This window comes from Oceanomicrobium pacificus (assembly GCF_009833495.1).
GTDB classification, from domain to species: domain Bacteria; phylum Pseudomonadota; class Alphaproteobacteria; order Rhodobacterales; family Rhodobacteraceae; genus Oceanomicrobium; species Oceanomicrobium pacificus.
The window spans coordinates 138,354-163,950 of sequence record NZ_WUWG01000005.1; the positions used below are offsets into that span (position 1 = coordinate 138,354).

Genomic DNA, 25,597 nt, shown 5'->3' on the forward strand with positions numbered 1-25,597 from the left:
GCGGCGGGGCGCGTTCAAACGGAAATCGGGCCCTTAAACGCGAAACAGCCCCGCCTGTGGCGGGGCTGCTCCTGAACTCTGGTCGGGTGTTGCGGCCTCAGTTGAGGTCGAAGGAGACCCGGATCCCTGCGCCGATGGCGTAGTTGTCCTTGTAGTTCATCACCTCGGTGCCGGACACGGCGCCGGTTGCATCGCCGAGCCAGGAATAGTTCAGGCCGGCCGAGATGCGGGTGTTGTTGGCCATCGTGTAGGTGCCGCCGATGCCGAGCGAGGTGCGCCCGTCGGTGCCGCCAAGCGTCGACACGGTGCCGCCGTTGCCCTTCTCGTAGCTGGCCTGGACGGCGCCAGAGAATTCTTCGGTGAACTTGTAGCCGAGGCCGAGATTGTAGGTGAACGTGTCGTCGTCATAGGAGACGAGGGCCGAGCCGAGGTTCGGCGGCGTCACGTCGAAATCGGACCAGTTGACCCAGCGGATCGAGCCGAAGAGCAGCGTGTTGGCAGCAACACCGGTCTGGAAGTCGAGGTTCACCGACTGCGGGGTCTCGATGGTGGCGTCGCCTTCAAGCGCGATCGGGGCCAGACCGGTTTCGGTCGTGCTCGTGTCATGCTTGATCTTCGAGAAGTAGGTCAGCGAGACGCGGGCTGCGATGTCCGGGCGTTCCCATGCGGCACCGATCAGGTAGCCGAAGGCCCAGTCCTTGTCGAACTTGGCGTTGTAGCCGTTCGGGAACGGGTAGACCGCGCCGTTCAGGGTCACGTCGGCCTCGACGCTCTGGGCGCGCAGACCGGCATAGCCCGAGAAGCCGCCGTCGAAATTGTACTGCAGGATACCGGTCAGGTTCTGCGAGAACGCGTCGGCCTGCTGGCCGCCGAGCAGGATCGAACCGTCGGTCGCGTAATCGACCTCGGCGCCGTAATCCTTGTCGTAGAGCAGGGCGTAGGACAGGCGGTCGTTGATGTCGTCCTTGAAGGCCAGGCTCGGCGCCCAGTAGGACTTGGCGATGTTGCCGCTGTCGGATTCAAGCGGGTTCAGCGTGGCGATGTCGGTGCCGCTGACATTCGGGCTGACATAGGTCAGGCCAAAGCCGAGATAACGGCCTTCCTCGAAGAGCGCGTTGATCGACTGGCCGGAACGGTCGAGGCCGCCGGCAAAAGCGGACGTGGCAGTGGCGGCGACGATCGCAGTGGTCGCGGCCAAGGTAATCTTGGACATAATTTTCCTCCAAACACGACCCGGCTGTCACCGCCGGGTTCGGACATGGGGGAAGGATTACCGAGTGAAAGTGGCGAAAATCTATCCTGACGCTACGGAAATGTGGAATTTACGTAACGTCATTGTGGCAGGCATGTTGCACTTGGCGCCTGCGGCACAGGGTGCGGGCGGAAATCAGCCGATCCCCGCCCGCGCAAGGGTCACTTTTTCATCGCGTCGAGCGAAACCTGCAGGATCGATTCGGCCTCGGCCTTGTCGCCCCAGCCGATCACCTTCACCCATTTGCCGTCTTCGAGATCCTTGTAATGCTCGAAGAAGTGCTGGATGCGGTCGCGGGTCTTCTGCGGCACATCGTTCAGGTCCTGGATGCCGGCCTGGAACGGGTCGACCTTCTCGACCGGCACGGCGATCAGCTTGTCGTCCATGCCGCCGTCATCTTCCATCTTCAGCACGCCGACGGGGCGGCAGCGGATGACGGAGCCGGGCTGGAGCGCGAAATCCATCAGCACCAGCACGTCGGTCGGGTCGCCGTCGGCATGGAGCGTGTTGGGGACGAACCCGTAGTTGCACGGGTAGAACATCGGAGTGTTCACGACACGGTCGACGAAGACCGCGCCCGACTCCTTGTCGATCTCGTATTTGACCGGGGCGCCGCCGCCGGCACCGCCGGGGATTTCGATGACGACATTGATGTCTTTGGGCGGGTTCGAGCCCGCGGGGATCTTGTCGATATTCATGTCTCGCTCACTCCTGCAAAGGCGGTTCGCGCAGCGGTTAGCATGATTGCAGGAGCCGCAAAAGGCCCTATTGCGGGACCTTTTGCCGCCGCCGCTCGGACCGCAGGCTGACAAGGTTTCCCGCGAAGATGAAGCCCGCGCCGATGAAGACCGCGGCCATGAGCGGCTCGCTGTAGATCACCGCGCCGATGATGGCGATGACCGGCAGGCGGGCAAATTCCATCGGGGCGACCAGCGTCACCGGTGCGCAATGGAGCGCCGAGGTCAGGCAGTAGTGGGCCGACAGTCCGCTGATCGCGACGATCACGATCCACGGCGCCACCGCGAGCGAGGGCCATGGAATGCCGCCGGGCAGCGACAGGGCCAGCCCGAAGAGCGTCTGGTAGAAGGTCATCCAGAACAGCACGCAGATCACGCTATCGGTGCGCGACAGTTTCTTCGTCGTGATCGAGTTCATCGCAAATCCGAGTGCGGCGCCGAGACCGGCCAACTGTCCCCAGGACAGGCCGCCCGCATCGGGCCGCGCGATGATGAGGATGCCGATAAAGCCGAGCAGGGCCGCCGTGAGCCGTGCTGCGGTCAGCCGTTCCCCGAGCAGGAACGGGGCCAGAAGCGCGACCCAGATCGGGTTGGTGAATTCGAGCGCGACAAGCTGGCTCAGCGGGATCACGGTGATCCCCCAGAACCAGAGGTTCTGCGCGGTGAAGTGGAAGATGTTGCGCACGATATGGAGCGGCATGCGCGCCGTGCGCACCTGCGCCAGTCCACGGCGGCTCCGCGCGCCGATGGCGATCACGATCCCGAAGCCGATGATCGAACGGTAGAACATCAGCTCGAACGTGTTCATCTCGATAGAGATTTCGCGCCCCGCGACGGTCATGGCCGAGAAGGAGGCAATGGCGCCGACCATCCAGAGGGCGGCGCGCAGCGGCTGCTGGTCGGGCTGGGTCATGCGGCGTCGCGCCGCCTGCAAATGTCGGTCACAGCATCTGGACCGTTTCCTTGCCATCGCCGGCGGCGATGGTTGCGATCAGGTCGCAGACAAGGCCGAAGAGCGCGCAGGCCGCGACGAACCACCAGGGCGAATTGAACAGGTGGAACCCCTGGAAATAGCTCTGGAGCAGGGCGGCCATGTCGCCATAGGCGAGCATCACGGCCACGAGGCCGAGCCAGCCCGCGATCCACGGGCCGCGCAGCCACCATGTGAACCGCCGGTTGAGCACCGGCAGCCAGTCGATCACACCGAACGCGCCGACCATGGCGCCAAGTGTCACCCACCAGAGCAGATAGCCCAGCAGATCGAAGATGCCCGCCTGCGGCATGGCCGTCAGCATGATCGCCCAGCCGATCCCGACCACGAGGCCGAAGATCTTGGCAACGGTGATGCGCAGCATCAGGGAAGGTTTCTTGAACATGGGTCACCTGCATTCGGGGCCGTGGATTCGCCGCCAGACTAAAGTGCGGGGCAGGTCGCGTCGACCGGCTTGGCCGGTCGGCCCGCGCTTACTCCCACTCGATGGTGCCCGGCGGTTTGGAGGTGATGTCATAGGTCACGCGGTTGATCCCCGGCACTTCGTTGATGATCCGGGTTGCGGTTTCGCCAAGAAACTCGTGGCTGAACGGGTAATAGTCGGCCGTCATGCCGTCGACGCTGGTGACCGCGCGCAGGGCGCAGGCGAAATCGTAGGTCCGGCCGTCGCCCATCACGCCCACGGTGCGGACGGGCAGGATCGCGACGAAGGCCTGCCAGATCTCGTCATAAAGGCCGTGGCGGCGGATCTGGTCGATATAGACCGCGTCGGCACGGCGCAGGATGTCGAGTTTCTCGCGCGTGATCTCGCCGGGGCAGCGGATCGCAAGGCCCGGTCCGGGGAACGGGTGGCGGCCGATGAAGCTGGCCGGCAGGCCCAGTTCGCGGCCAAGGGCGCGGACCTCGTCCTTGAACAGTTCGCGCAGCGGCTCGACCAGTTTCAGGCCCATCTTTTCCGGCAGGCCGCCGACATTGTGGTGGCTCTTGATCGTGACCGACGGACCGCCCGAAAAGCTCACGCTTTCGATCACATCGGGATAGAGCGTGCCCTGGGCGAGGAATTTTGCGCCACCCACATCGGCCGCATGTTTCTGAAACACGTCGATGAAGAGCTTGCCGATGGTCTTGCGCTTCACCTCCGGGTCGGACACGCCCTCGAGCGCGCCGAGGAACAGGTCCTGCTCGTCGGCATGGATGAGCTGCATGTTGTAATGGTCACGGAACATGGTCACGACCTCTTCGGCCTCGCCTTGCCGCAGCAGGCCGTGATCGACGAACACGCAGGTCAGCTGGTCGCCGATCGCCTCATGGATCAGGACGGCGGCCACCGAGCTGTCGACACCGCCGGACAGGCCGCAGATCACCTTGGCATCGCCCACCTGTGCGCGGATCGCCTCGATCGCCTGTTCACGATAGGCGCCCATTGTCCAGTCGCCGGTAAAGCCCGCTTCGCGCACGAAGTTGGCATAAAGCTGACGGCCGTTCGGCGTGTGGTGCACTTCGGGGTGGAACTGCACGGCATAGAAGCGCCGTTCCGGGTCTGCCGTGATGGCAAAGGGCGCGTTGGGCGAGGTGCCGTAGACCTCGAACCCCGGAGCGATGCGGCTGACATGGTCGCCGTGGCTCATCCAGACCTGCTCGCGGTCGGCGTCGCTCTCGAACCAGCCGTCCAGAAGCGGCAGCCTATGCGCGGTGGGCACCACATAGGCGCGCCCGAACTCGGCCGTGCCGTGGCCGCGTTCCACAAGGCCGCCCAGCTGGGTCATCATCACCTGCTGGCCGTAGCAGATGCCCAGCACCGGAATACCCATCTCGAACAGCGATTGCGGCGCCCGCGGGCTGCCCTCGTCGATGACGCTGGCCGGACCGCCGGACAGGATGACAGCCTTGGGGGAAAATTCCTCCAGAAATGCCGTGTCCACCTTCTGGAACGGGTGGATTTCGCAATAGACATTCAACTCGCGCAGGCGGCGGGCGATCAGCTGCGTCACCTGGCTGCCGAAGTCGATGATCAGAAGGCGGTCATGGGATGTCTGTGTCATGTCCTGCCATTAGTGAATTGACCTGCCGCGCGCAAGTCCCGGCAGGTTTCAAAGGCGCCGGACAGGGTGACGTGGGCGCCGCACGGGTCCCGATGGCAGCGCATGTCGCTTTTGGGCCGAAAGTGACGGTTTCGTTCTGCGGCATACGGTTGCGCTTGGGCTATCTCGGAAAGGGAGAAGCCGCCCTGTCCGTGCGGCGCAGTCAGGAGATCGGCAGATGGCAGAGGCCGGAACGCGGCGCCGCGGGCGCGGAGGGGGCGGGGCGGCCCGCCGGGCGGAACGCAGCGGCATGAAGTTCGAGGCGGCGCGCTATATCAGCCGCAACATACCGGACTTCGATATCCTGAATGCGGAGGCGCTCGAGATCATCGAGGCCAATGCCGAGACCCTGCTGGAGGAGATCGGCGTCAATTTCGTCGACAATCCGGCCGCGCTGGACCGCTGGCGGGAGGCCGGCGCCGATGTGCAGGGCGAGCGGGTGCATATTCCCAAGGGGCTGGCGCGAAAGCTCTGCGCGACCGCGCCCGCACAGTTCACGCAGACCGCCCGCAATCCCGACCGGTCGGTGGAGATCGGTGGCCGCAATCTGGTGCTCGCGCCGGTCTACGGCCCGCCTTTCGTGCGCGACCTGTCGGGTGAGCGCCGCTATGCAACGATCGAGGATTTCCGCACCTTCGTGAAGCTCGGCTACATGTCGAAATGGGTGCATCATTCGGGCGGCACGCTCTGCGAGCCGACGGACGTGGCGGTCAACAAGCGCCATCTCGACATGCTGCTTGCGCATATGACGCTGAGCGACAAGCCCTTCATGGGCTCTGTCACCGACCCGTCGCGGGCGCAGGACAGCGTCGAGATGTGCAAGATCCTGTTCGGTGCCGACCGGCTGGACGACACGACTGTGATGACCTCGCTCATCAACATCAACTCGCCGCTCACTTTCGACGGGATCATGATGGGCGCGCTGGAGGTCTATGCGCGGCAGAATCAGGCCTGCATCATCTCGCCCTTCATCGTCGGCGGGGCCATGGCGCCGGTCTCGGTGGCCGGCACGCTGACCCAGGTTCTGGCCGAAGTGCTGGCGGGCGTGGCCTACAGCCAGCTAGTGAAGCCGGGCGCACCGGCGATTTTCGGCGCGTTTGTCACTTCGATCGACATGAACTCCGGCGCGCCGACCTTCGGCACGCCCGAGGCAAGCCAGATACTCTACGGGGCCGGTCAGCTGGCGCGTCGTCTGGGCCTGCCGTTCCGTTCGGGCGGGGGCCTGTGCGGCTCCAAGCTGCCGGACGCGCAGGCGGCATACGAGACCGCCAACACGCTGAACGCCGCGCTGCTCGGCGGGGTGAATTTCATGCTCCATGCCTGCGGCTGGCTCGAAGGCGGGCTTGTGTCCAGCTTCGAGAAATTCGTGCTCGATGCCGACCAGCTTGGCGTGTTGCACACGCTGGCGAAGGGCGTCGACATGTCGGAGAACGGTCAGGCGCTGGACGCGATCCGCGAGGTGGGGCCGGGCGGCCACTACCTTGGCTGCGCGCATACGCAGGCCAATTTCCAGACCGCCTTCTGGCGGAGCGATGTGCTCGACTACCGCCCGTTCGAGCATTGGCAGGACGACGGGGCACCGGATTCGGCGGCGCTGGCGCGGAGCCGCGTGCGGGCGCTGCTCGACGCCTACACACCGCCGCCGCTCGATCCGGGCATTGCAGCCGCCCTGCAGGACTATGTGGATCGCCGCAAGGCAAGCGAGCCGGACGCGTTCACCTGAGCATCAGCCGGGGCGCGCATCGCGCATTCGGGCGATCAGCGCGGCGAGCAGGCTGACGTGATATTGCAGTTCATAGGCCGGGTCGCCGGTCCGGCGCAGCATGTCCATTTCGGCTTCCAGCCATTCGAGACGGTCCTGGCTGGCGCGTGCGCCGGGCAGGCGGGTCCCGCGCCCGATCGCCAGATAGGCGCGGGCGGCCTGAAGGAGCTTGCGCGGGCGGGTTCGGCAGGTCAGGTCGGGAAGGATCGGGTCGGGTGCGTGAAACATCGGGGGGACCTCCTGTGGATGACAAACGGGAGGTCAGCTTGGCCCCGGCGGGCCGCCTGTTGCGGAAAGCGGGCGTGCGGCGTTCGCGGGCTGAAAAATCGTTAAAAGTTAAGATCATTTTCAAGATTCAACTTTAGATAGAATTTTCGCTATTTTTTTTAACCCTGTTCTGCCCCCACCATGGAACTGGCCACCCGCATGCCGCCGGACTGGGTCCCGGACGCCACCCGCATCTATCTCGAACATACCGGAAGCGGTGTGTCCTACCGGGCGATTGCCCGCCGCGAAGGGTGTCATCCGTCCACGATCCTGCGCCGGGTCCGGCGTATCGAAGAGCGGCGCGACGACCCGCTCTTCGATGATGCGCTGACATGGCTGCACGGCCGGTTGCTGCGTGACGGCAGAGATCAGAGCGAGGATCCGCCATCCATGACAGTATCCCGACGTCTGCCCGAAACGCCCTCCGATGCCGCCATCAACCGCGAGGCACGCCGAATCCTGCGCCGTCTGTGCGAAAGTGGCGCCGAACTGGTGATCGCACGGGATCTGGCCCGCGCGGCGGTCCTGAAAGTGACGGATGGCGGTGCGCCGGTCCGGATCGGCACGCTCGACCGCGACATTGCAATGAGTTTCGCGCTCAGGGACTGGATCGAGGGGTCGGGAACGGGACGGGTTGCGCGCTACCGGATCACGCCGGCCGGGCGCGCGGCCCTGAAACGCCTGATCGAGGAGGATCGCGCCGCCCGCAAGGGGGCGGGAACCGCGGCAGACCCGTTCCGGGCGCAGCACCGGATCGCAGGCACGCGCACCGTGGCCGAGAATGAGGGCGGCCGGCCCGTCACCCGCACGCTCGACTGCAACCTGGCGGAAAGCCCGCTTGCCGGGCTGGGCCGCAAACGCGACCGCAACGGCAATCCCTATCTGAGCGCCGAGCAGATCGAGGCGGGCGAACGGCTGCGCGACGATTTCGAGCGCGCCCATATGGGGCCGCGCATGGGGCAGAACTGGGACCGGTTTCTGGTGGCCGGCGCCACCGGTGGCCCGTCCGAACGCGCCGAGACCGGCAGCCAAAGCGCACGCGACCGGTTCACCCAGGCCATGGTGCTGCTCGGTCCCGGCCTGTCGGACGTGGTGCTCCGCTGTTGCTGCTATCTAGAAGGGCTGGAAGTGACCGAAAAGCGGCTCGGCTGGTCGGCGCGGTCGGCCAAGGTTGTGCTGTGCATCGCGCTCGACCGGCTGGCCGGATTCTACGGGCTGGATACCGGGTCGCGGAAAATCGCGTGAACCTCAGCTGAGGCGGGAGGCGGCGTCGACAATGCCCTTGAAGTCGGAGGCCTTGAGCGAGGCGCCGCCCACCAGCCCGCCATCCACATCCGCGATCTCGAAAATCTCGGCCGCATTTCCGGCCTTGACCGATCCGCCATAAAGGAGCCGGACGGCGTCGCCGAACGCGTCACCGAACCGGTCCGTCAGGCGGGCGCGGATGAAACGGTGGACCTCTTCGATATCGCCAAGCGTCGGCGTGCGGCCGGTGCCGATGGCCCAGACGGGCTCGTAGGCGATGATGGTGCCGGCAGCGTCCGCATTGTCGGGGATGGAGCCGTCAAGCTGGGCGCCGACCACATCGAGCGTCCGGCCCGCGTCGCGGTCGTCACCCGTCTCGCCAACGCAGATGATCGCCGTCAGCCCCGCGCGGTGCGCGGCTTCGGCTTTGGCGCGGACGGTCGCGTCATCCTCGCCGTGATCGGCGCGGCGTTCGGAATGGCCGACAATCACCGCGACGGCGCCTGCATCGGCGAGCATCTCGGCCGAGATGTCGCCCGTATGGGCGCCCTTTTCCTGCCAGTGGCAATCCTGGCCACCGAGCTTGATCGCGGTGCCTTTGGCCAGCGCGGCCATGGAGGAGAGCAGGGTGGCAGGCGGGCAGAGCAACACGTCGCAGCGCGGGCGGGGCAGGGTGGCGTCGAGCGTGTCGAGTTCCGACAGAGCCTCCGCCAGACCGTTCATCTTCCAGTTTCCGGCCGCCATCTTGCGTCGTGTGGGCATGCTCGTCCTCGTCTGTCGGGAGTGGGTGTCGGACAGCCGATCCGGCCGCCCGCTGCAGTCAGACCTGGTTTCCGGGCTCCGCGAACTTGATCGATTCGCCGCAACCGCAAGCTTCGGTCACGTTGGGATTGTTGAACCGGAACCCGCTGTCGAGCAGCGTGGTCTCGTAGTCGATCTCTGTGCCGAAGAGGAACATCTGTGCCATCGGGGCGATCATCACCCGCGCGCCATCCTGTTCCACGACCTCGTCATGCGGGTCGATCTCGTCGACATAGTCCATCGTATATTCCATGCCCGCACAGCCGCCCTTCTTCACACCGATCCGCAGCCCCTGCTTGGAGGCACGGGTCATCAGCTTGGTGATCTGGGCGACGGCCGCGTCGGTCATCGTGACGGCCTGCTGTCCGGGCACGGAAAACATCAGTTATTCTCTCCGGTTGCGCGCAAGAGCGATTCCATCTGGAGCGACAGGTCTTTCAGCCCGTCGGCAATCACTTCGATATCTGGGCCTTCGCCACCTTCTTCGCCAGTGGCAAGGTCACGCAAAATGTCGGTCTGGCTCTCAAGCCCTTTCAAGAGCGTCCCGAGCGTGTCGCTGGCCGAGGTCGCGGACTGGCTGATCCCTTCGCGGACGGTCTCCACGGCGCCGGATATTCCCTCGACGCCATTACGCAGCGTGTCGAGATCAGATTGCAGGGCGGCATTGCTGGCCTGCAATTCGGTGATCTGCGCCGACAAAGCGGACATCTGCTCGGACTGCGCATCGGCCAGTTCGGTCTGGCTCGGATGGGGCATGTAGATCGCGACGGCCGCGCCGACCGCGCCGCCGACCACGGCGGAGACGCTGACGCGTGCGATGAAATTGGTGACCATGTTGGCCATTGGGGCAACTCCTGTAGGTGGGGGCTTACATGAAGCCGAGTTCGAGACGGGCTTCGTCCGACATCATGTCCATACCCCATTGGGGCTCCCACACCAATTGGACATTCACGGTCTTGACGCCGGGCAGCGGTTCCACGGCCTCGGCCACCCACCCGGGCATCTCGCCGGCGACGGGGCAGCCCGGCGCGGTGAGCGTCATGATGATCTCCACCTCGTTTTCGTCCGAGATTTCAATCGTGTAGATCAGGCCCAGATCGTAGATATTGACCGGAATTTCCGGGTCATGCACGGTCCGGCAGGCTTCCACCACCTGATCGTAGAGCGGATGTTCCGTCGTTGATGGCTTTATCAACGGCGTGCCTTCCATTATGGCATCTGCTCCGGCTTCCATGCTCATTGTCTCGTCCTTCTTGGGCATTCCTGAGTAATGATATAAGAAATCCCTCCAGCATCGTCCAGAGGACCCGATGACACAGAAATTTTCCTTTGCCCTCAATGGGCGGGACGGCAAGGCCCGCACCGGCATCATCTCCACGCCGCGCGGTGAGATTCGCACGCCCGCCTTCATGCCGGTCGGAACGGCCGCGACGGTGAAGGCGATGCTGCCCGAGAACGTGCGGGCCACGGGGGCGGATATCCTCTTGGGCAACACGTATCACCTGATGCTGCGGCCGACTGCGGAACGGATCGACCGTCTGGGCGGCCTGCACAGGTTCATGAACTGGGACCGGCCGATCCTGACAGACTCGGGCGGGTTCCAGGTGATGAGCCTCGCGGCTCTGCGCAAGCTCACCGAGAAGGGCGTGACCTTCAAAAGCCATATCGACGGCTCGCGGCACGAAGTGACGCCGGAACGCTCGATGGAAATCCAGAAACTGCTCGGCTCCGACATTGTCATGTGTTTCGACGAATGCCCCGCTTTGCCGGCCTCGGAAGAGGATGTGGCCAAGTCGATGCGGCTCTCGATGCGCTGGGCGGCACGCTCGCGCGACGCATTCGGCGACCGTCCGGGCCATGCGCTCTTCGGTATCCAGCAGGGCGGTGTGACGCAGGACCTGCGCGCCGAAAGCGCAGAGGCGCTGCGCGAGATCGGCTTTGACGGTTATGCGGTCGGCGGGCTCGCGGTGGGCGAAGGGCAGGAAGCGATGTTCGGCGTGCTCGACTATGCGCCCGACATGCTGCCCGAAGACAAGCCGCGCTATCTGATGGGGGTCGGCAAGCCCGACGATATCGTGGGCGCGGTCGCGCGCGGGATCGACATGATGGATTGCGTGCTGCCGTCGCGTTCGGGCCGCACCGGGCAGGCCTTCACCCGCTTCGGTGTCGTCAACATCAAGAACGCCCGCCATCAGGACGACCCGCGCCCGCTCGATGCGGACTGCACCTGTCCGGCCTGCCGGAACTACAGCCGGGCCTATCTGCACCATGTCTATCGCAGCCAGGAGATCATCGCCTCCATGCTGCTGACATGGCACAATCTGCATTACTATCAGGAACTGATGCAGGGCATGCGCGATGCGATCGCCGACGGCCGGTTCGACGCATTCCAGGCGGCGTTCCACGACCGGCGCAAGGATGGCGATATCGCGCCGCTCTGAGCCCGCACGGCGTGGTTTTCGCGTCCGCCCAACAGATTACGCAATTGCGGCAAATGTGCCCTTGCCCCGGCCAACGGGCGGGGGCATGCTGGCATCAGGTCGGCGGTTGACAGGCGCTTGAAACACAGGCGGACCGGACCCAGATATGGAAGCCGATACCGGAGGAGGCCGCGCGTTGCCGCACAGCGGGACCGGTGCCTTCTTGCCAGACAAGGAAAGCGAATGACCGAGCAATCGAGCCAGAATTACCCTGTCCTTCCCTTGCGCGACATCGTGGTGTTTCCGCACATGATCGTGCCGCTCTTCGTGGGGCGGGAGAAATCCGTCCGCGCGCTTGAAGAAGTGATGAAGGACGACAAGCAGATCCTGCTGTCGAGCCAGATGAACGCGTCCGAGGACGAACCGACGGCGGACAGCATCTATCGCGTCGGCGTGCTCGCCAACGTGCTGCAGCTGCTCAAGCTGCCCGACGGCACCGTGAAGGTGCTGGTCGAAGGCAAGTCGCGGGTGCAGATCACCGATTTCATCGACAATGAGAGCTATTTCGAGGCGGCCGCCCAGCCGATCGAGGAAAGCCAGGAAGATCCCGACGCGATCGAGGCACTGAAACGCTCGGTCTCGAAGGAGTTCGAGCGCTATGCCAAGCTCAACAAGAACGTGCCTGACGAGGCGCTGTCGATCGTGGCCGAGACCGATCAGGCGGGCAAGCTCGCCGATACGGTCGCAGGCCATCTGAACGCCAAGCTCGACGACAAGCAGAGCCTGCTGGAGATCGCCGATATCGGCGACCGGCTGGAGAAGATCTATGCGATGATGCAGGGCGAAATGTCGGTCCTGCAGGTCGAGAAGAAGATCAAGTCGCGCGTCAAGACGCAGATGGAGCGGACCCAGCGCGAATATTATCTCAATGAGCAGATGAAGGCGATCCAGAAGGAACTGGGCGACGGCGACGAAGGCGCCGGCGAGATCGCCGAGCTTGAAGAGAAACTGGCCGCGACCAAACTGTCCAAGGAAGCGCGGGAGAAATCCGAGGCCGAGCTCAAGAAGCTGAAAAACATGAGCCCCATGTCGGCCGAGGCGACCGTGGTGCGCAACTATCTCGACTGGATGCTGTCCATCCCGTGGGGCAAGCGCAGCCGTGTGAAGAAGGACCTCGGGCGGGCGCAGGATATTCTCGACGCCGATCATTACGGGCTGGAGAAGGTCAAGGAGCGGATCGTCGAATATCTGGCGGTGCAGCAGCGCAGCCAGAAGCTGCGCGGCCCGATCCTGTGTCTGGTTGGCCCTCCGGGCGTCGGCAAGACCTCGCTCGGCAAGTCGGTCGCCAAGGCGACGGGGCGCGAATTCATTCGCATCTCGCTCGGCGGCGTGCGCGACGAGAGCGAGATCCGCGGCCATCGCCGGACCTATATCGGGTCCATGCCGGGCAAGATCATCCAGTCGATGAAGAAGGCCAAGACCACCAACCCGCTCATCCTGCTCGACGAGATCGACAAGATGGGGCAGGACTTCCGCGGTGATCCGGCCAGCGCCATGCTGGAGGTGCTCGACCCCGAGCAGAACGCGACCTTCGTCGATCACTATCTGGAGGTCGAATATGACCTCTCGAACGTGATGTTCCTGACCACGGCCAACAGCTACAACATGCCGCGGCCGCTGCTCGACCGGATGGAGATCATCTCGCTGTCAGGCTACACCGAGGATGAGAAGGTCGAGATCGCGCGCCGGCACCTGATCGAGAAGCAGGAGAAGGGCCACGGGCTCAAATCCGGCGAGCTGGTGATCGAGGATGCGGCGCTGACCGACATCGTGCGCTACTACACGCGCGAAGCCGGGGTGCGGAACCTTGAACGCGAAGTGGCGAAGCTCTGCCGCAAGGCGGTGACCGAGATCGTCAAGGGCGCGGCTGAAACCGTGACCGTGACACCCGATAATCTGGAGGATTTTCTCGGCGTCAAACGGTTCAAGTTCGGTCTGGCCGAGGAAGAGGATCAGGTCGGCGTCACCACCGGGCTGGCCTGGACCGAGGTCGGCGGCGATCTGCTGCAGATCGAAGCCCTGCGCCTGCCGGGCAAGGGCCGGATGAAGACCACCGGCAAGCTCGGCGACGTGATGAAGGAATCGATCGAAGCCGCGGCCAGCTATGTGCGCTCCAAAGCGCCCGATCTGGGCGTGAAACCGACGGAGTTCGACAAGGTCGACATCCATGTCCACGTGCCCGAAGGCGCGACGCCGAAGGACGGACCGTCCGCCGGGATCGCCATGGTCACGAGCATCGTGTCGGTGCTGACAGGCATCCCCGTGCGCCGCGACGTGGCGATGACGGGTGAGGTCACACTGCGCGGCAATGTGCTGCCGATCGGCGGGCTGAAGGAGAAGCTTCTGGCGGCGCTTCGCGGCGGCATCAAGACGGCGCTGATCCCGAAGGACAATGTGAAGGACTTGGCCGACATTCCGGACAATGTGAAAGACGGTCTGGAGCTGATTCCGGTGGCCAATGTCGCCGATGTGTTGAAGGTCGTTCTGACCAAGCAGCCCGAGCCCATCGAGTGGGACGAGGCGCAGGAAGAAGCGCTGGCCCGCGAATTGAGCCAGGGCAGCGACGCGGCACCGTCCGCGCCGCACTGAGGCCTGACACATCACCAAATCGGGGGCCGGTTCCGCAAGGGGCCGGCCCTTTTTCTTAGCGGGGATCGGGAAAAGGCGTGGACCGCCACGCGCGCGGGCAAAAACCCGCTTGAAGCCCTGCGCCGGACGGTCTAAAAGCCCGTCTGTTCGCAGTCGGGTGATTAGCTCAGTTGGTAGAGCGCTTCGTTTACACCGAAGATGCCGGGAGTTCGAGTCTCTCATCACCCACCACTGCGGCGCGGCCGACGGTCCCGGACCTCTGGTACGGGTGATTAGCTCAGTGGTAGAGCGCTTCGTTCACATCGAAGATGTCAGCAGTTCGAATCTGTTATCACCCACCAGGTCCGGCCGGTCCGCGCCCCTTGCACGCCGCCCCGGCGCGGCAATGCAAAAACTCTCCCCGGCCCTGCGTATTGCGCTTGACGCTCCCTGACGGCGTCACTAAAACCGCCCCACATTCGGCGGCAACGTCGAAGTCGTCCAGATAGCTGCGGTTGTAGCTCAGTTGGTTAGAGTGCCGGCCTGTCACGCCGGAGGTCGCGGGTTCGAGCCCCGTCAACCGCGCCACTATCTGAAACGACACCCTGCGCGGTTGTAGCTCAGTTGGTTAGAGTGCCGGCCTGTCACGCCGGAGGTCGCGGGTTCGAGCCCCGTCAACCGCGCCACTTCTTCTCCCGATCCGAAAATTTAGGACGTGCGGTGCGCGCCACCACGTCAGATATCGCGGGTGAAACCCGCCCCGAACCTTTCGTCGAGAAAGGCGCGTTGCGGCGCGACACGCTCGGCCAGCATGTCCCTGACATTTTTCGGGACGGGCAGGGCGTCGGTGACATGGATGCGGTCGCGCAGGCGCGGGTAGGGCGCCGGCGGCAGGCCGGTGAATGCCTCGATCTCCGCCATCAGACCGCCCGGGTCACGGGCGATCCGGCCATAGGGCAGGTAGAGCATCCGGTCCGCGCCGAAGGCCGCGTCCCAGGCGGGGATATAGGCCGCATAGTCGCCGCGGCTGGCAATGACCGGATCGTTGGCGGCCGCCTGCCAGGCGGCAAGGTCTGGCGGGCTGCCCTTGCCCTGTTTGCGGCTGACATTCATCCGCAGTTGCGACAGGGCGCGGTCGAGCGGATCGCGGATCAGATAGAGAAACCGGGCCGACTTCAGGAATTTCGCGACGAAGGCGATGCCATCCGGCCCGATGGCGCAATATTCGGGCGTCACGTCGACCTTGAACCGGTCCGGCGGGGCGGCCGCGAATATCCCGCGATACCATGTGCCGTTGAAAAAGGGCGGCGTGCCGATCCGGTCAAGCCAATCCGCGGTGGCCGCGTCCAGATCGCCGCGCGCGTCGAGCCGCGCGCGCGCGTCCCGCAGCCCTTTCTTCACGTGCCAGCGTGTCCAGCGGCGGTTCTCGGGGCAGAATTTATGGTCGAAGAAATGCAGTTCCTTGAACGGCGGCACCCAGCAGTCGGCGCGGTCGGCAAACATTTCGTGCAGCCATGAGGTGCCGGCTTTCTGCGCCCCGATGACCAGAAGGTCGGGCCGGTCCGCGTGCCGACCGCTCATCCGAGGAACCGGATGTCGGGATGGGCCTCGATCCGAACGCAATCTTCGGCAAATGCCGCGTCGAGAGCGGCGCAGGTGTCCGCGTCGAGCGGCCGATAGGGCGCCGCACCGTTTTCGCGTGGCGCGGCAGCGGCAGCGGCTTCGAACAGTGCCTTCATCTCCGCTCGCGGTGTGGCGGGACCTTCGGCGGCGACCTGCGCCATGGCGGCCGCTGACAGGCCGGGCCGCAGGGCGCGCGACACCGGGCGGAAGCCGCGCAGCCATCCCTTGCCGATCATCGGGCGCAGCGCCTTGCGGGGGGCCGCAAGGTAGGTGTCGAAGGTCAGGACGCTCAGCGTATCGCCGTCGGGCAGGGCGGCGCGGATCGCGGAAGCCAGATCGGCCCAGCTGAGCGGATTGTCCCCCGCGCGGGCGTGGAAGGTCTCGAACGGCTCATATCCGAAATGCCGGATATATTCGCCATAGATCGAGGGCAGCCAGCCGCTGAGTGACCGGATGGTCAGGAAATGCATGACGGGCCGGTTGCCGATCAGCTCGCGCGTGCGCCCGATCCGGTCCACGGCTCGGGGGTAGAGGCCGCGCGTATCAAAAGGCTTGGCCAGCACGAGGAGGTTTTCTTCCGACAGGATCAGCCGCTGGCGGCCGGTCGCGTGATCGTCGAGAATGGCGCGAAACGCGGCTTTGGCACCGGCGGCGTCGCCACCGTCGCGGTAGCGGTTCTCGATCGGTGTCAGCAGGCGGCGATATTCAAGCGTCGGCAGGAAGGCGGCGCCGCATTTCTGCAGCGACAGCGGATTGCGGCGCAAGCTGCGTTGCAGGCTTGTCGTTGCGGTCTTGTGCGCCCCTATATGGAGCGCGATCTCGTAATCTAACATCCTGCTCCGACCATGTGCCGAACGCCTCGCTCATGCCTTCTAGCAGAGCGGTGCGCATGCGGCCAGATGCCTGACGGAAAAGCCTATTTCAGGCCGATGAGACGGTCGACGGAGAGCGGCCCGCCGCCGCGCAGGACAAGCGTGACCAGAAGGAAGATCCAGAGCAGCCGCTGGTCCATGATCAGCCCGTCCGACAGCCGGTCGAACATTGCGCCGATGGTTTTCGCATCGAGCCCGTGGCCGGTCACGTCGACGACGGACTGGACGATGACAAAGCCGATCATCCCGAGCGCCGCCAGCCGGCTGAACAGCCCGATCACGATCAGGAGCGGCAGGATCAGTTCGGCCCAGTTTCCAAAGAAAACAACCAGGTGGTAGAAGAAGTTCAACTGACTCGGGTCATAACCGACAGCTTCCATCTGGGTCGGCAGGATCTTCGCATAGGCGCCGAGATCCATGAAAATGAAACCGGTGATCCCGTCCCCGAAACTCGTCCAACTGGAGTTCCAGTAATAGAACAGCAGCACGGAGGCGAAGGTGAACCGCGCGGCGGTGGGAATGGCCCATCCGGCCAGAAGCGACTCCAGTCGCAGGAAAAGCCCGTTATGGAATTCAGCCAGGCGGGTCATGGTCATCCACTCCTTCGATCGTGACAGAGACAAGGCAGTTGCTGGACAGAAGCCCGCCCAGATGCAGGCCGAGGTCGAAGCCCGCGTCACGCGTGCTGGCGGCTGCCGCGGCAGCACCAAGGGTCGCGCCGGACTGCAGGTCGGCGATGAAAGCCGGCGCATCCAGCGGGATCGCCCGCATAGACAGCGACAGGTCGGGACGGCAGATCAGCACCGCTTCGGCGCCGGGTTCGGGCTTTGCTGCGCCCTCTTCATTGTTGAACCGCCAGATCGAAAGGACCGGGTGGTCCGACGCGACGATCCGGAGCGAGGGATGCAGGCCGAGCACTGCCCGGTCGAGCTCTTCCGGCGGCACGGCACCCAGCCGTTCGGGCTGGATCGTGGCCGCATCGGGGGCGTGATAGGCTTGGCGGCGGGCATATTCGAGCCGTGCCACATCGGGCAGATAGGGTAGGCTTGCAGCCGGGGGAAACCCGTCCAGAAAGGCCGGCAACTCGGCCCCATAAAGGATCATCAGCGGGTCGGTGGGCGGATGGGCGCGGACATAAACCGCTGCCATGGCGTCAAAAAACTTCTCGCCCACGATACGGCGCACGGTGGGATAGGCGGCTTGCAGTGCCTCGACAAGACCGGCAACCACATTGTTGCGATAGACATCGAAGCGGCGCCTGGCCGGCGATCCGTCGGGATTGACGATACCGTCGGGCACGGGCTGCGCAGGATCGAGCAGCGCGGCGGTGAAGGCTGTCTGGTCGGGCAGGGTCATTCGGCGGCCAGCGAGACACCGGACAGGATGGCATCGGCGCGGCGGGCCTCGCCCTCGAGCACCGGCCAGTCGGGAATGTCGCTGTCCCATTCGATGAGCGTCGGCATCGCGCCGTGGCGGGCGATGACCGTCTCGTAAAGCGCCCAGACCGGGTCGATCACCTCTCGGTCATGGGTGTCGATCAGGAGCGGGTCGCCGCGATCATCTTCCTCCGCATCGTGGCCGCCGAGATGGATCTCCCCCACCAGGTGCATCGGGAAATCGCGCAGATAGGCATCGGGGTCATAGTGCTGGTTGGTGGCTGACACATAGACATTGTTCACGTCGAGCAGCAGTCCGCAGCCCGAGCGCTGCGCCACGTCGCGCAGGAAATCGGTCTCGCTCATCGTGCTTTCGGCAAAGGCGACGTAGACGGACGGGTTTTCGAGCAGCATCTGGCGGCCGAGCACCGTCTGGACCTCGTCAATATGGTCTGCCACATGTTGGGCGGTGCGGCTCGTGTAGGGCAGCGGCAGGAGGTCATTGAGGAAACCCGTTTCATGCGTGCTCCAGGCCAGATGTTCCGAGAACATGGCCGGCTTGAGCCACTCCACCAGATGGCGGAGCCGGTCGAGATGGTCGCGATCCAGCGGGCCGTTGCCGCCGATCGACAGGCCTACGCCGTGGCAGGAGATCGGGAACCGCTCGGACAGGGCGCGCATCTGGGCGTGCGGCACGCCGCCGCCGCCCATGTAATTCTCGGCATGGATTTCGAGCCAGGCGACAGGGCCGGGATCGTCCAAGATCGCCTCGATATGCTGGGGCTTGTAGCCGACACCGGGTTTCGGTGGCAGGCCGGTCTGGTGTGTGTGCGTGGTCATCATCGGTCCGTTCGGCAGGTGTCCGGTCGGAGGCAGGGGCATCCGGGCCGCGCATCGGGCGGCCCGGACGGAACTGCGCCGGATCAGGCCGGCAGGTCGCGGTCGAGCGGCTCCAGCGAGCCTTCACGCCCGTCGGGAAGTTCCATGGACAGGCAGGTGCCCTCGGCCACGAGCGTCCAGGCATTGCCCTGATAGTCGACGGTCGAGGTGCCTTTGCAGGTGGTGCCGGGGCCGGCGGCGCAGTCGTTTTCACCCGCCAGAGACACGCCGTAGCATTTCTCGTTGTCGGCAGCGGCGGCGGTGCCGGCATAGGCGGTCAGTGCGGTGGCAACGGCGCCGGCAACGGCGATCCCCTTGAGTGCGGCATTGGACATGGGAATTCCTCTCCAGTTTCTGATTTTTCAAGACGCCGAAAGTGGCGACGTGATTTGGCTAACGTGAAGCATGCCACACGAACCACTCACATGGGCGTTAGCTCACGTGCGGTTGAAAAACGGAAACATTAGGGAATTTGAAGGGGCTAGCCCCTTTGGCACGCGGCGCGGGCGGGCAAAAGCGCCCGCGCCTGAAAAACTTGGGGCCTCAGATGCGGAAGATCGGCTGCAACATGCGTGGGACCAGCCCCTTGAACTGGAGCGGCGCGGTGGTTGCGGCGAGGCAGATGCAATCCGCGCCCATCTCCGCCACCGGCGTATGTTCCATATCCTCGGTGCCGATTTCCACGTCGCCGCGGGCGAATCGGTCATCCTCGTCGGCGAAGGCTCCCTGCAGCACCAGCGTCAGTTCCATGCCGCCATGCCCGTGTTCGGGCATCGCCATGCCGGCCGGGATATAGAGCAGACGCGCGGTCGCCTCGTCCGAGCCAGTGGGCAGGATCGCCTGTTTCACGCCACGCCCGAGCGAGCGCCATTTCACCGCATCGAGCCCGCCGCCCACATATTGGACGAGCGGTCCCGGCAGAACCGGGTCGCGCACGGCAATCGGCGCGGGTTCCTCGGCCGGGCCTGCGGCGATCAGCGCCATCGTGGCCTCGAGCGACGCATCCGACAGGTCGAGATCCTCGGTCATGTCTTCCAGAACGGCGCCGCCAAGCGCCTCGAACCCTTCTACAGCCGCGCGGCAGCTGTCGCAGAGCGACACGTGACTGGCCACCACAAGGTCGAACGCTTCGGGCAAGGTGCCCGCGGCATAGGCCATCAGGAGTGGCTCGGTCAGATGATGTTTCACGGTCATTGTCATACTGTCTTGGTACTCATCTCATAGCGGAGGCGTTCAAGACCGAGCCGTATGCGGGATTTGATCGTCCCGATCGGCAGGCCGGTATCGGCCGCGATCTCGCTGTGACTCATTTCGCCAAAGTAGGCCAAACGGATCAGTTTTTGCTGCCGCTCGGGCAATTTTCCGATCGCTTCGGCCAGAAGTTTCGATTCTTCCATCCGTGCGACTTCTTCTTCCTGCTCCGGTGTTTCCGACATGGCCCAGGGCAATTCTTCTGGCTCGGGCCGTTTCTGCTGGCGGATCGCGTCGATCCGCTTGTTCCGCGCCACCGTGAAGATCCACGTGGTCGCGCTCGCCTTGGTCGGGTTGAACAGATGCGCCTTGTGCCAAACAGCGGCCATGGCTTCCTGCATCGCTTCCTCGGCCATGGTTGGCGAGGCACCCGACTTCATCAGGTAGCTGCGAACCCTTGGCCCGAAATGCCGGAAGAGCGCGGCAAAGGCCGACTGGTCGCGATGCTCTGCGATCCGCACGAGCAATTCCGTCCAGTTGTCCCGGGCCGTGGCAGTATTATCGGATGGCACGAATGACGCTCCTGAAGACAGCGTGTCAGACATGACACTGATCTCTCCATCGTTACGATGGGGCGCAGGCGCGTCAAGGGCAGGGTCGAACTCCATATCCCTTCTTCGGATGCGGTCGGATTTCGGATCAGCTTTTTTGATCCGCGAAAGGTTTGGCGGCGTAACCTGCCACAGTGATTAGAAAAAAATGTAAGGATCTTCAGCGTGGCTTTCGACAGACCCCAGGGACAGAAGCGTCATATCGCAATCATCGGGGCCGGTGTGTCCGGACTTGGTGCCGCCTATCACCTGTCGCGGAGCCACCGCGTCACGCTGATCGAATCCGCGCCGCGTCTCGGCGGACATGCGCGGACCGTGATGGCAGGCCGCAATGGCGACCAGCCGGTCGATACCGGTTTCATCGTATTCAACTATGTCAACTATCCCGAACTGACGGCCATGTTCGCAGAGCTGGACGTGCCGGTGAAGAAGTCCGACATGTCCTTCAGCGCTTCGATCGACGGGGGCCGCGTGGAGTATGGCACGACTGCCTGGAACGCGGTCTTTGCCCAGCGGACCAATCTTGGCCGCGCCGGTTTCTGGCGGATGCTGCGCGACATCCTGCATTTCAACAAACATGCGCTGGCCACCGCGCAGCGCCCCGACATGACCGTGGGCGACCTGCTCGACACGCTTGGGCTTGGCGACTGGTTCCGCCGCTATTATTTCCTGCCGATCACCGGCGCGATCTGGAGCACCTCGCCCGATCAGATGCTGAAATTTCCCGCCCGGCCGCTGGTGCAGTTTTTCGACAATCACAATCTGTTGGGCGTTTACGGCCAGCATGAATGGTGGACGGTCGATGGCGGCAGCATCGAATATGTGCGCCGGATCGCCCGCGCCATCGAGGCGCAGGGCGCCGAGATCCGCACCGGCGCGCCGGTCGCTGGTGTCCGCCGCGACGAGGCCGGGGTCGAGGTCCGCACCCAAGGTGGCGTCTGGGAGCGGTTCGACGATGTGGTCTTCGCCTGCCATTCGGACGATGCGCTGGCCATGCTCGAAGCGCCGACGCCCGAGGAGCGGACCCTGCTGGGCGCCATGCGCTATCAGGACAACAAGGCCTATCTGCATGCCGATGCGCGGGTGATGCCGCGGCGCCGGGCCTGCTGGGCCTCCTGGGTCTACAAGGCTCCGGCCACCCATTCGGACAAGCCGATCGGTATTTCCTACTGGATGAACAAGCTGCAATCGATCCGCGAGGATGATCCGCTGTTCGTCTCGCTCAATCCGGCAGAGGAAATCGACTCGTCGATGATCTATGACGAGGCCACGTTCCGTCATCCGGTCTTCGACTCCGCCGCCATGGCCGCGCAGCAGGAAATGCCCAATCTGCAGGGCCTCAACCGCACCTGGTATTGCGGTGCCTATCTGCGCAACGGATTTCACGAGGATGGCTATGCCAGCGCCGTCGAGGTCGCGCGTCAGATGGATGCGCAGAAAGTCTGGTCATGACACTCGAATATCTGCCAGCGCAGACCTACCACCGCCGCATCGGCGGACAGGAGAACAGTTTCCGCTACAGCGTCGATTTCTTCATCTGGGAGCCGGAGGAAGACGCCGCCGACTGGCCGGCGCTGATCTCCCGCGACGGGCGCAATCTGGCCAGCCTGCAGACGCGCGACCATGGCGGCCCGCGCGGTGACGGGCGCGGCGCGGCTTGGGTCCGCGACGTGCTGAAAGCCGAGGGTCTGCCCGAATTTGCCGATATGCGCGTCCGGCTTGTCAGCCAGTCGCGGATGCTGGGCATGGTGTTCAATCCGGTGAGCTTCTGGCTCGTCACCGACGACACTGGCGCTTTGCGCGCCGTCATCGCCGAAGTGAACAACACATTCGGGGACCGCCACAGCTATCTGTGTGTGAAGTCCGACCGGTCGCCGATCGGACCCGAGGACCGGATCGAGGCGCAGAAAATCTTCCATGTCTCCCCCTTTCAGCCGGTTGCGGGACGCTACCGGTTCAAATTCGATGTGACGGACGGGCATTTTGCGGTGCGGATCGACTATCGCAACGGCAATGGCGGCCTGCTGGCGACGCTGGCCGGTGAACGCCGCCCCGCGCGGAGCCGTGACATCCTGGTGTCGCTCGTCCGGCGGCCGGTCGGGGCCGTGCGGGTGCTCGCGCTCATCCACTGGCATGCGCTGGTGCTGAAGCTGCGCGGGGCGCGGTTCCACAGCCGCCCGGTGCCGCCCGCGCAGGAGGTGAGCCGCTGATGCGACAGGCCGCGAACTTGACCGCAATGCCACGACCCCGTTCGGCAGAAGCCAACGGGCCGGGGCTTGCACGCGTGTCGATGTTCGCGGCCATGCTCGCCTGTGCAGGCCTGCCGATCTACATTTTCGCGCCGCCCTTCTATGCCGCGCAATATGGTGTCGGGCTTGGTGCCATCGGGGCGCTTCTGTTCGGGCTCAGGCTCGTCGATTGCGTGCAGGATCCGCTGCTGGGGCTTCTGGCCGACCGGCTTGGCGCGCGGCGGCGGGTCGCGGTCCTGATCGGCGGCGGGGTGCTGGCGCTCGGCATGCTCCTTCTGTTCGCGACCGGTCCGGCCTTTGCGCCGCTCTGGTGGCTGGCGCTGAGCCTGCTGCTTCTTTTCTCAGCCTATTCGTTTCTGACGATCCTCTTCTACGCCGAAGGGGTGCGGATCGCCGCGACGCTCGGGCAGGGGGGGCATGTGCGCCTTGCCGCCTGGCGGGAGACGGGCGCGCTTCTGGGGGTCACGCTGGCCTCCGTCCTGCCGCCGGCGCTCGAACTGGTCCTGCCGGTTGCAGCCGCCTACCGGGTCTGGTCGGTCGGTTTTGCCGTGCTGGTCATTCTGGCGCTGATGGCGATGGCGCCGGTCTGGGGTGCGCGGTCGGGCGGATCGGGTCAGGCGTCCGAGGCCGCCGGCATCGTGTCGCTGGGCGCTTTGCGGGACGTGCTGGGCGAGCCGCGCCTGCGCGCGCTCCTGATCGTGGCCGTGCTGAATGCCAGCCCGCTGGCGCTGACGGCCACATTGTTCCTGTTCTTTGTCGAGTTCCGCCTCGATGCGGCGGCGCTTGCCGGGCCGCTCCTGCTTCTTTTCTTTGTCGCCGCTGCCGTGGCCGCCCCGCTCTGGTCGCAAGCCGCGCGGCGCTTCGGCACTGTCGACACGCTGTCGGCAGCGATGGTGCTGGCGATCCTTGTCTTCGGCTGGGCCTATACGCTCGGACCCGGCGACACGCTGGCTTTTGCCGTCATCTGCGTGGCCTCGGGCGCGGCGCTTGGCGCGGACCTGACGCTCCTGCCCGCGCTGTTTGCCAGCCGGCTGGAAGAGCGGGACGGCCAGAGCGGCACCGCTTTCGGCCTGTGGAATTTCTGCGCCAAGTTCAGTCTGGCGCTGGCAGCCGGTGTCGCGCTGCCGCTTCTTGCCGCGTTCGGGTTCGACCCGTCCGGCCCGGCTACCGACCGCGGGGTCACGGCGCTGGCCATGCTCTATGCGCTTCTGCCCTGTCTTTTGAAATTCGTGGCGCTGGTGACCTTCCGCGCCACCACCAAGGAGGAGACCGCGTAATGGACATGTCCATGGCTCTCGTGATCCTCGCCTTGCTGTTGCTGGGCGGGCTCTATTTTTTCGTCGCACAGCGGATGGGGTTCCGTGCGCAGCGGATCGACGATTATGCCGAGGCCGGCCCGTCGCTCGACATTCGCGAGGCGCTGAACGGCCGGCTGACGGCCGATGGTGTGATCTACGATTATTCGGGCCGCGTCGCATCGCGCTTCACCGCCGATATCACCGGAACATGGGATGGCAATTCGGGGCGTCTGGACGAGACGTTCCACTATGACAGCGGCAAGGTTCAGACGCGCTACTGGCTTCTGGACCTCGACGCGTCGGGCAATATCGTGGCCCGCGCACCCGATGTGAAAGGGGATGGCACCGGCGTTCAGAAAGGGTCGGCCGTGCAGATGCGCTACCGGCTGCAACTGCCCGACGATGTGGGCGGCCATGTGCTCGACACGGTGGACTGGATGTACATGCTGCAGAATGGCACGATCGTGAACCGTTCCGAGATGCGCAAGTTCGGCATCAAGGTGGCCGAGCTGATCGCCACCTTCCGGAAGGTCGGCTGACATGCGCGACTTTTCTGGCAAATGCTACTGGATTATCGGCGCGAGCGAGGGGCTGGGCCGTGCGCTCGCCCATGATCTGGCCGAAGCGGGGGCGCGGCTGGTCCTGTCCGCGCGGCATGAGGACCGGTTGCGTTCGCTCCAGTCTGAGTTGGAGCCGTTGTGCGATGCGGCCGTCCTGCCGCTCGATCTCCGCGATCAGGCAAGCGTCGATGCAGCGTTCGAGGCGCTGCCGGACGTGGATGGCATCATCTACATGGCCGGGGCCTACCAGCCGATGACGGTGCAGGAATGGGAACAGGCGGGCATCGAAACGATGCTCGACGTGAACCTGAACGGTGCGGTGCGCATCCTGTCGGGCATCCTGCCGCGGTTTCTGGAGCGCGACCGCGGACATATCGTGCTCGTCGGCTCCCTTTCTGCCTATCGTGGGCTGCCGGGCGCGATCGGCTATGGCGTGTCCAAGGCTGCGCTGATGCATCTGGCGGAATGTCTGCGGATCGACCTGCGCGACAGCGCGGTGGAGGTGCAGCTCGTCAATCCGGGCTTCATCGAGACGCGGCTGACCGCCAAGAACGATTTCGACATGCCCTTCATCATGACGCCGGAGGAGGCGTCCAAGGCGATGATGAAAGGGATCTCCTCGACCCGCTTCAAGACCGATTTCCCCTGGGGGTTCTCGCTCGTCTTCCGGATCGGGCGCATCCTGCCGGAATGGCTCTGGTTCCGGATATTCTCACGGAAAAGCGAGGGTGGATCACAGGCGCGTTAGAATTGG

The 25,597-nt window shown here is 64.7% G+C and carries 27 protein-coding genes and 4 tRNA genes; 13 read left to right on the top strand and 18 right to left on the bottom strand.

From position 1 onward, the window contains the following. Positions 1-97: 97 nt before the first annotated feature. The 5 genes from GSH16_RS12085 to guaA all read right to left on the bottom strand — a co-directional run bounded on the left by GSH16_RS12085 (position 98) and on the right by guaA (position 5,022). Positions 98-1,213, bottom strand: a complete 1,116-nt coding sequence (locus GSH16_RS12085; RefSeq protein WP_160855461.1) for an OmpP1/FadL family transporter — start codon at positions 1,211-1,213, stop codon at positions 98-100. Positions 1,214-1,413: 200 nt separating this feature from the next. Beyond that, a complete protein-coding gene (ppa, locus tag GSH16_RS12090) occupies positions 1,414-1,950 on the bottom strand; it encodes an inorganic diphosphatase (protein WP_160855463.1) in 537 nt (178 codons plus the stop codon). Between the two features lie 67 nt (positions 1,951-2,017). Continuing rightward, positions 2,018-2,902, bottom strand: coding sequence for a DMT family transporter (locus GSH16_RS12095; protein ID WP_160855465.1), 885 nt, complete (start codon positions 2,900-2,902; stop codon positions 2,018-2,020). 28 nt (positions 2,903-2,930) lie between these two features. Next, complete coding sequence (locus tag GSH16_RS12100; RefSeq protein ID WP_160855467.1) at positions 2,931-3,365, bottom strand: DUF4175 domain-containing protein; 435 nt, start codon at positions 3,363-3,365, stop codon at positions 2,931-2,933. Between the two features lie 88 nt (positions 3,366-3,453). After that, positions 3,454-5,022, bottom strand: a complete 1,569-nt coding sequence (guaA, locus tag GSH16_RS12105; RefSeq protein ID WP_160855469.1) for a glutamine-hydrolyzing GMP synthase — start codon at positions 5,020-5,022, stop codon at positions 3,454-3,456. A 217-nt stretch (positions 5,023-5,239) separates the two neighbouring features. Between guaA and GSH16_RS12110 the strand changes: the two genes are divergently transcribed. After that, the gene (locus GSH16_RS12110; RefSeq protein ID WP_160855471.1) at positions 5,240-6,784 is read left to right on the top strand and encodes a trimethylamine methyltransferase family protein; all 1,545 of its coding nucleotides are present in this window, start codon (positions 5,240-5,242) and stop codon (positions 6,782-6,784) included. Positions 6,785-6,787: 3 nt separating this feature from the next. Here the strand turns inward: GSH16_RS12110 and GSH16_RS12115 are convergent, their stop codons facing one another. After that, a complete protein-coding gene (locus tag GSH16_RS12115; protein ID WP_160855473.1) occupies positions 6,788-7,051 on the bottom strand; it encodes a DUF6477 family protein in 264 nt (87 codons plus the stop codon). Positions 7,052-7,231: 180 nt separating this feature from the next. On the opposite strand from GSH16_RS12115, the gene GSH16_RS12120 reads away from it, so the two are divergent. Then, positions 7,232-8,335 (top strand): DUF6456 domain-containing protein, encoded by a 1,104-nt coding sequence (locus GSH16_RS12120; RefSeq protein WP_160855475.1) that lies wholly within the window; start codon positions 7,232-7,234, stop codon positions 8,333-8,335. 3 nt (positions 8,336-8,338) lie between these two features. Here GSH16_RS12120 and tpiA read toward each other — a convergent pair whose 3' ends face one another. The 4 genes from tpiA to GSH16_RS12140 are packed head-to-tail and all read right to left on the bottom strand — an operon-like array spanning position 8,339 to position 10,376. After that, positions 8,339-9,097, bottom strand: a complete 759-nt coding sequence (gene tpiA / locus GSH16_RS12125) for a triose-phosphate isomerase (RefSeq protein ID WP_160855477.1) — start codon at positions 9,095-9,097, stop codon at positions 8,339-8,341. A gap of 58 nt (positions 9,098-9,155) precedes the next feature. After that, entirely contained in the window at positions 9,156-9,518 is a 363-nt protein-coding gene (locus GSH16_RS12130; RefSeq protein WP_160855479.1) for a HesB/IscA family protein, read from the bottom strand. Beyond that, positions 9,518-9,979 carry a hypothetical protein gene (locus tag GSH16_RS12135; protein WP_160855481.1) on the bottom strand — a complete coding sequence of 154 codons (462 nt, stop codon included), beginning with the start codon at positions 9,977-9,979 and terminating at the stop codon, positions 9,518-9,520. The genes GSH16_RS12130 and GSH16_RS12135 overlap by 1 nt, the downstream gene beginning before the upstream one ends. A gap of 25 nt (positions 9,980-10,004) precedes the next feature. After that, positions 10,005-10,376 (bottom strand): SUF system Fe-S cluster assembly protein, encoded by a 372-nt coding sequence (locus tag GSH16_RS12140; protein ID WP_205524101.1) that lies wholly within the window; start codon positions 10,374-10,376, stop codon positions 10,005-10,007. Positions 10,377-10,446: 70 nt separating this feature from the next. Here GSH16_RS12140 and tgt point away from each other — a divergent pair, with 70 nt between their 5' ends. The 6 genes from tgt (at position 10,447) to GSH16_RS12170 (ending at position 14,870) form a co-directional block, all read left to right on the top strand. Beyond that, the gene (tgt, locus tag GSH16_RS12145) at positions 10,447-11,577 is read left to right on the top strand and encodes a tRNA guanosine(34) transglycosylase Tgt (protein WP_160855483.1); all 1,131 of its coding nucleotides are present in this window, start codon (positions 10,447-10,449) and stop codon (positions 11,575-11,577) included. Between the two features lie 222 nt (positions 11,578-11,799). Next, positions 11,800-14,205 (top strand): endopeptidase La, encoded by a 2,406-nt coding sequence (lon, locus tag GSH16_RS12150; protein ID WP_160855484.1) that lies wholly within the window; start codon positions 11,800-11,802, stop codon positions 14,203-14,205. A gap of 155 nt (positions 14,206-14,360) precedes the next feature. Next, positions 14,361-14,436, top strand: a tRNA-Val gene (locus GSH16_RS12155). 35 nt (positions 14,437-14,471) lie between these two features. Beyond that, a tRNA-Val gene (locus GSH16_RS12160) sits at positions 14,472-14,546 on the top strand. A gap of 149 nt (positions 14,547-14,695) precedes the next feature. Next, positions 14,696-14,772: transfer RNA gene (locus GSH16_RS12165), tRNA-Asp, on the top strand. 21 nt (positions 14,773-14,793) lie between these two features. Next, positions 14,794-14,870 (top strand) — tRNA-Asp (locus GSH16_RS12170). Between the two features lie 49 nt (positions 14,871-14,919). Here the strand turns inward: GSH16_RS12170 and GSH16_RS12175 are convergent. The 8 genes from GSH16_RS12175 to GSH16_RS12210 form a co-directional block, all read right to left on the bottom strand. Next, entirely contained in the window at positions 14,920-15,765 is an 846-nt protein-coding gene (locus tag GSH16_RS12175; RefSeq protein ID WP_160855485.1) for a sulfotransferase, read from the bottom strand. Then, entirely contained in the window at positions 15,762-16,640 is an 879-nt protein-coding gene (locus tag GSH16_RS12180) for a hypothetical protein (RefSeq protein ID WP_160855486.1), read from the bottom strand. The genes GSH16_RS12175 and GSH16_RS12180 overlap by 4 nt, the downstream gene beginning before the upstream one ends. Before the next feature lie 83 nt (positions 16,641-16,723). After that, a complete protein-coding gene (locus GSH16_RS12185) occupies positions 16,724-17,269 on the bottom strand; it encodes a DoxX family protein (RefSeq protein WP_160855487.1) in 546 nt (181 codons plus the stop codon). Next, a complete protein-coding gene (locus GSH16_RS12190) occupies positions 17,253-18,035 on the bottom strand; it encodes an HvfC/BufC N-terminal domain-containing protein (RefSeq protein WP_160855488.1) in 783 nt (260 codons plus the stop codon). Before GSH16_RS12190 ends, GSH16_RS12185 begins: the two co-directional genes overlap by 17 nt. Beyond that, entirely contained in the window at positions 18,032-18,895 is an 864-nt protein-coding gene (gene bufB, locus GSH16_RS12195) for an MNIO family bufferin maturase (protein WP_160855489.1), read from the bottom strand. Before bufB ends, GSH16_RS12190 begins: the two co-directional genes overlap by 4 nt. A gap of 83 nt (positions 18,896-18,978) precedes the next feature. Continuing rightward, positions 18,979-19,269 (bottom strand): BufA1 family periplasmic bufferin-type metallophore, encoded by a 291-nt coding sequence (locus GSH16_RS12200; protein ID WP_160855490.1) that lies wholly within the window; start codon positions 19,267-19,269, stop codon positions 18,979-18,981. A gap of 208 nt (positions 19,270-19,477) precedes the next feature. After that, positions 19,478-20,128, bottom strand: coding sequence for a ChrR family anti-sigma-E factor (locus GSH16_RS12205; protein ID WP_160855492.1), 651 nt, complete (start codon positions 20,126-20,128; stop codon positions 19,478-19,480). Between the two features lie 2 nt (positions 20,129-20,130). Continuing rightward, positions 20,131-20,697, bottom strand: a complete 567-nt coding sequence (locus tag GSH16_RS12210; protein ID WP_328803224.1) for a sigma-70 family RNA polymerase sigma factor — start codon at positions 20,695-20,697, stop codon at positions 20,131-20,133. 204 nt (positions 20,698-20,901) lie between these two features. Here GSH16_RS12210 and GSH16_RS12215 point away from each other — a divergent pair, with 204 nt between their 5' ends. Genes GSH16_RS12215 through GSH16_RS12235 form a run of 5 tightly spaced genes read left to right on the top strand, consistent with a single transcriptional unit; the run spans position 20,902 to position 25,591 of the window. After that, positions 20,902-22,188: an NAD(P)/FAD-dependent oxidoreductase gene (locus tag GSH16_RS12215; RefSeq protein ID WP_160855494.1), complete on the top strand. Its 1,287-nt coding sequence runs from the start codon at positions 20,902-20,904 to the stop codon at positions 22,186-22,188. Beyond that, entirely contained in the window at positions 22,185-22,946 is a 762-nt protein-coding gene (locus GSH16_RS12220) for a DUF1365 domain-containing protein (RefSeq protein WP_160855496.1), read from the top strand. The genes GSH16_RS12215 and GSH16_RS12220 overlap by 4 nt, the downstream gene beginning before the upstream one ends. A 26-nt stretch (positions 22,947-22,972) precedes the next feature. Continuing rightward, positions 22,973-24,262: an MFS transporter gene (locus tag GSH16_RS12225; protein WP_160855498.1), complete on the top strand. Its 1,290-nt coding sequence runs from the start codon at positions 22,973-22,975 to the stop codon at positions 24,260-24,262. 5 nt (positions 24,263-24,267) lie between these two features. Further along, on the top strand, positions 24,268-24,822 hold the full coding sequence (locus GSH16_RS12230) for a DUF3833 family protein (RefSeq protein ID WP_407941070.1): 555 nt from the start codon (positions 24,268-24,270) through the stop codon (positions 24,820-24,822). Position 24,823: 1 nt separating this feature from the next. Further along, on the top strand, positions 24,824-25,591 hold the full coding sequence (locus tag GSH16_RS12235) for an SDR family NAD(P)-dependent oxidoreductase (RefSeq protein ID WP_160855502.1): 768 nt from the start codon (positions 24,824-24,826) through the stop codon (positions 25,589-25,591). The last annotated feature ends 6 nt before the right edge of the window (positions 25,592-25,597 follow it).

What these genes read in the sequence shown, in the direction of transcription:
- GSH16_RS12175 (WP_160855485.1), bottom strand. Translation starts at nt 15,765, where the DNA reads ATGAGCGGTCGGCACGCGGACCGGCCCGACCTTCTGGTCATCGGGGCG.
- ppa (WP_160855463.1), bottom strand. Translation starts at nt 1,950, where the DNA reads ATGAATATCGACAAGATCCCCGCGGGCTCGAACCCGCCCAAAGACATC.
- GSH16_RS12120 (WP_160855475.1), top strand. Translation starts at nt 7,232, where the DNA reads ATGGAACTGGCCACCCGCATGCCGCCGGACTGGGTCCCGGACGCCACC.
- GSH16_RS12135 (WP_160855481.1), bottom strand. Translation starts at nt 9,979, where the DNA reads ATGGCCAACATGGTCACCAATTTCATCGCACGCGTCAGCGTCTCCGCC.
- GSH16_RS12085 (WP_160855461.1), bottom strand. Translation starts at nt 1,213, where the DNA reads ATGTCCAAGATTACCTTGGCCGCGACCACTGCGATCGTCGCCGCCACT.
- GSH16_RS12130 (WP_160855479.1), bottom strand. Translation starts at nt 9,518, where the DNA reads ATGTTTTCCGTGCCCGGACAGCAGGCCGTCACGATGACCGACGCGGCC.
- GSH16_RS12110 (WP_160855471.1), top strand. Translation starts at nt 5,240, where the DNA reads ATGGCAGAGGCCGGAACGCGGCGCCGCGGGCGCGGAGGGGGCGGGGCG.
- GSH16_RS12225 (WP_160855498.1), top strand. Translation starts at nt 22,973, where the DNA reads ATGCCACGACCCCGTTCGGCAGAAGCCAACGGGCCGGGGCTTGCACGC.
- GSH16_RS12220 (WP_160855496.1), top strand. Translation starts at nt 22,185, where the DNA reads ATGACACTCGAATATCTGCCAGCGCAGACCTACCACCGCCGCATCGGC.
- GSH16_RS12140 (WP_205524101.1), bottom strand. Translation starts at nt 10,376, where the DNA reads ATGAGCATGGAAGCCGGAGCAGATGCCATAATGGAAGGCACGCCGTTG.
- GSH16_RS12190 (WP_160855488.1), bottom strand. Translation starts at nt 18,035, where the DNA reads ATGACCCTGCCCGACCAGACAGCCTTCACCGCCGCGCTGCTCGATCCT.
- GSH16_RS12230 (WP_407941070.1), top strand. Translation starts at nt 24,268, where the DNA reads ATGTCCATGGCTCTCGTGATCCTCGCCTTGCTGTTGCTGGGCGGGCTC.
- GSH16_RS12185 (WP_160855487.1), bottom strand. Translation starts at nt 17,269, where the DNA reads ATGACCCGCCTGGCTGAATTCCATAACGGGCTTTTCCTGCGACTGGAG.
- lon (WP_160855484.1), top strand. Translation starts at nt 11,800, where the DNA reads ATGACCGAGCAATCGAGCCAGAATTACCCTGTCCTTCCCTTGCGCGAC.
- GSH16_RS12115 (WP_160855473.1), bottom strand. Translation starts at nt 7,051, where the DNA reads ATGTTTCACGCACCCGACCCGATCCTTCCCGACCTGACCTGCCGAACC.
- GSH16_RS12205 (WP_160855492.1), bottom strand. Translation starts at nt 20,128, where the DNA reads ATGACCGTGAAACATCATCTGACCGAGCCACTCCTGATGGCCTATGCC.
- GSH16_RS12180 (WP_160855486.1), bottom strand. Translation starts at nt 16,640, where the DNA reads ATGTTAGATTACGAGATCGCGCTCCATATAGGGGCGCACAAGACCGCA.
- bufB (WP_160855489.1), bottom strand. Translation starts at nt 18,895, where the DNA reads ATGACCACGCACACACACCAGACCGGCCTGCCACCGAAACCCGGTGTC.
- GSH16_RS12235 (WP_160855502.1), top strand. Translation starts at nt 24,824, where the DNA reads ATGCGCGACTTTTCTGGCAAATGCTACTGGATTATCGGCGCGAGCGAG.
- GSH16_RS12095 (WP_160855465.1), bottom strand. Translation starts at nt 2,902, where the DNA reads ATGACCCAGCCCGACCAGCAGCCGCTGCGCGCCGCCCTCTGGATGGTC.
- guaA (WP_160855469.1), bottom strand. Translation starts at nt 5,022, where the DNA reads ATGACACAGACATCCCATGACCGCCTTCTGATCATCGACTTCGGCAGC.
- tgt (WP_160855483.1), top strand. Translation starts at nt 10,447, where the DNA reads ATGACACAGAAATTTTCCTTTGCCCTCAATGGGCGGGACGGCAAGGCC.
- GSH16_RS12200 (WP_160855490.1), bottom strand. Translation starts at nt 19,269, where the DNA reads ATGTCCAATGCCGCACTCAAGGGGATCGCCGTTGCCGGCGCCGTTGCC.
- tpiA (WP_160855477.1), bottom strand. Translation starts at nt 9,097, where the DNA reads ATGCCCACACGACGCAAGATGGCGGCCGGAAACTGGAAGATGAACGGT.
- GSH16_RS12100 (WP_160855467.1), bottom strand. Translation starts at nt 3,365, where the DNA reads ATGTTCAAGAAACCTTCCCTGATGCTGCGCATCACCGTTGCCAAGATC.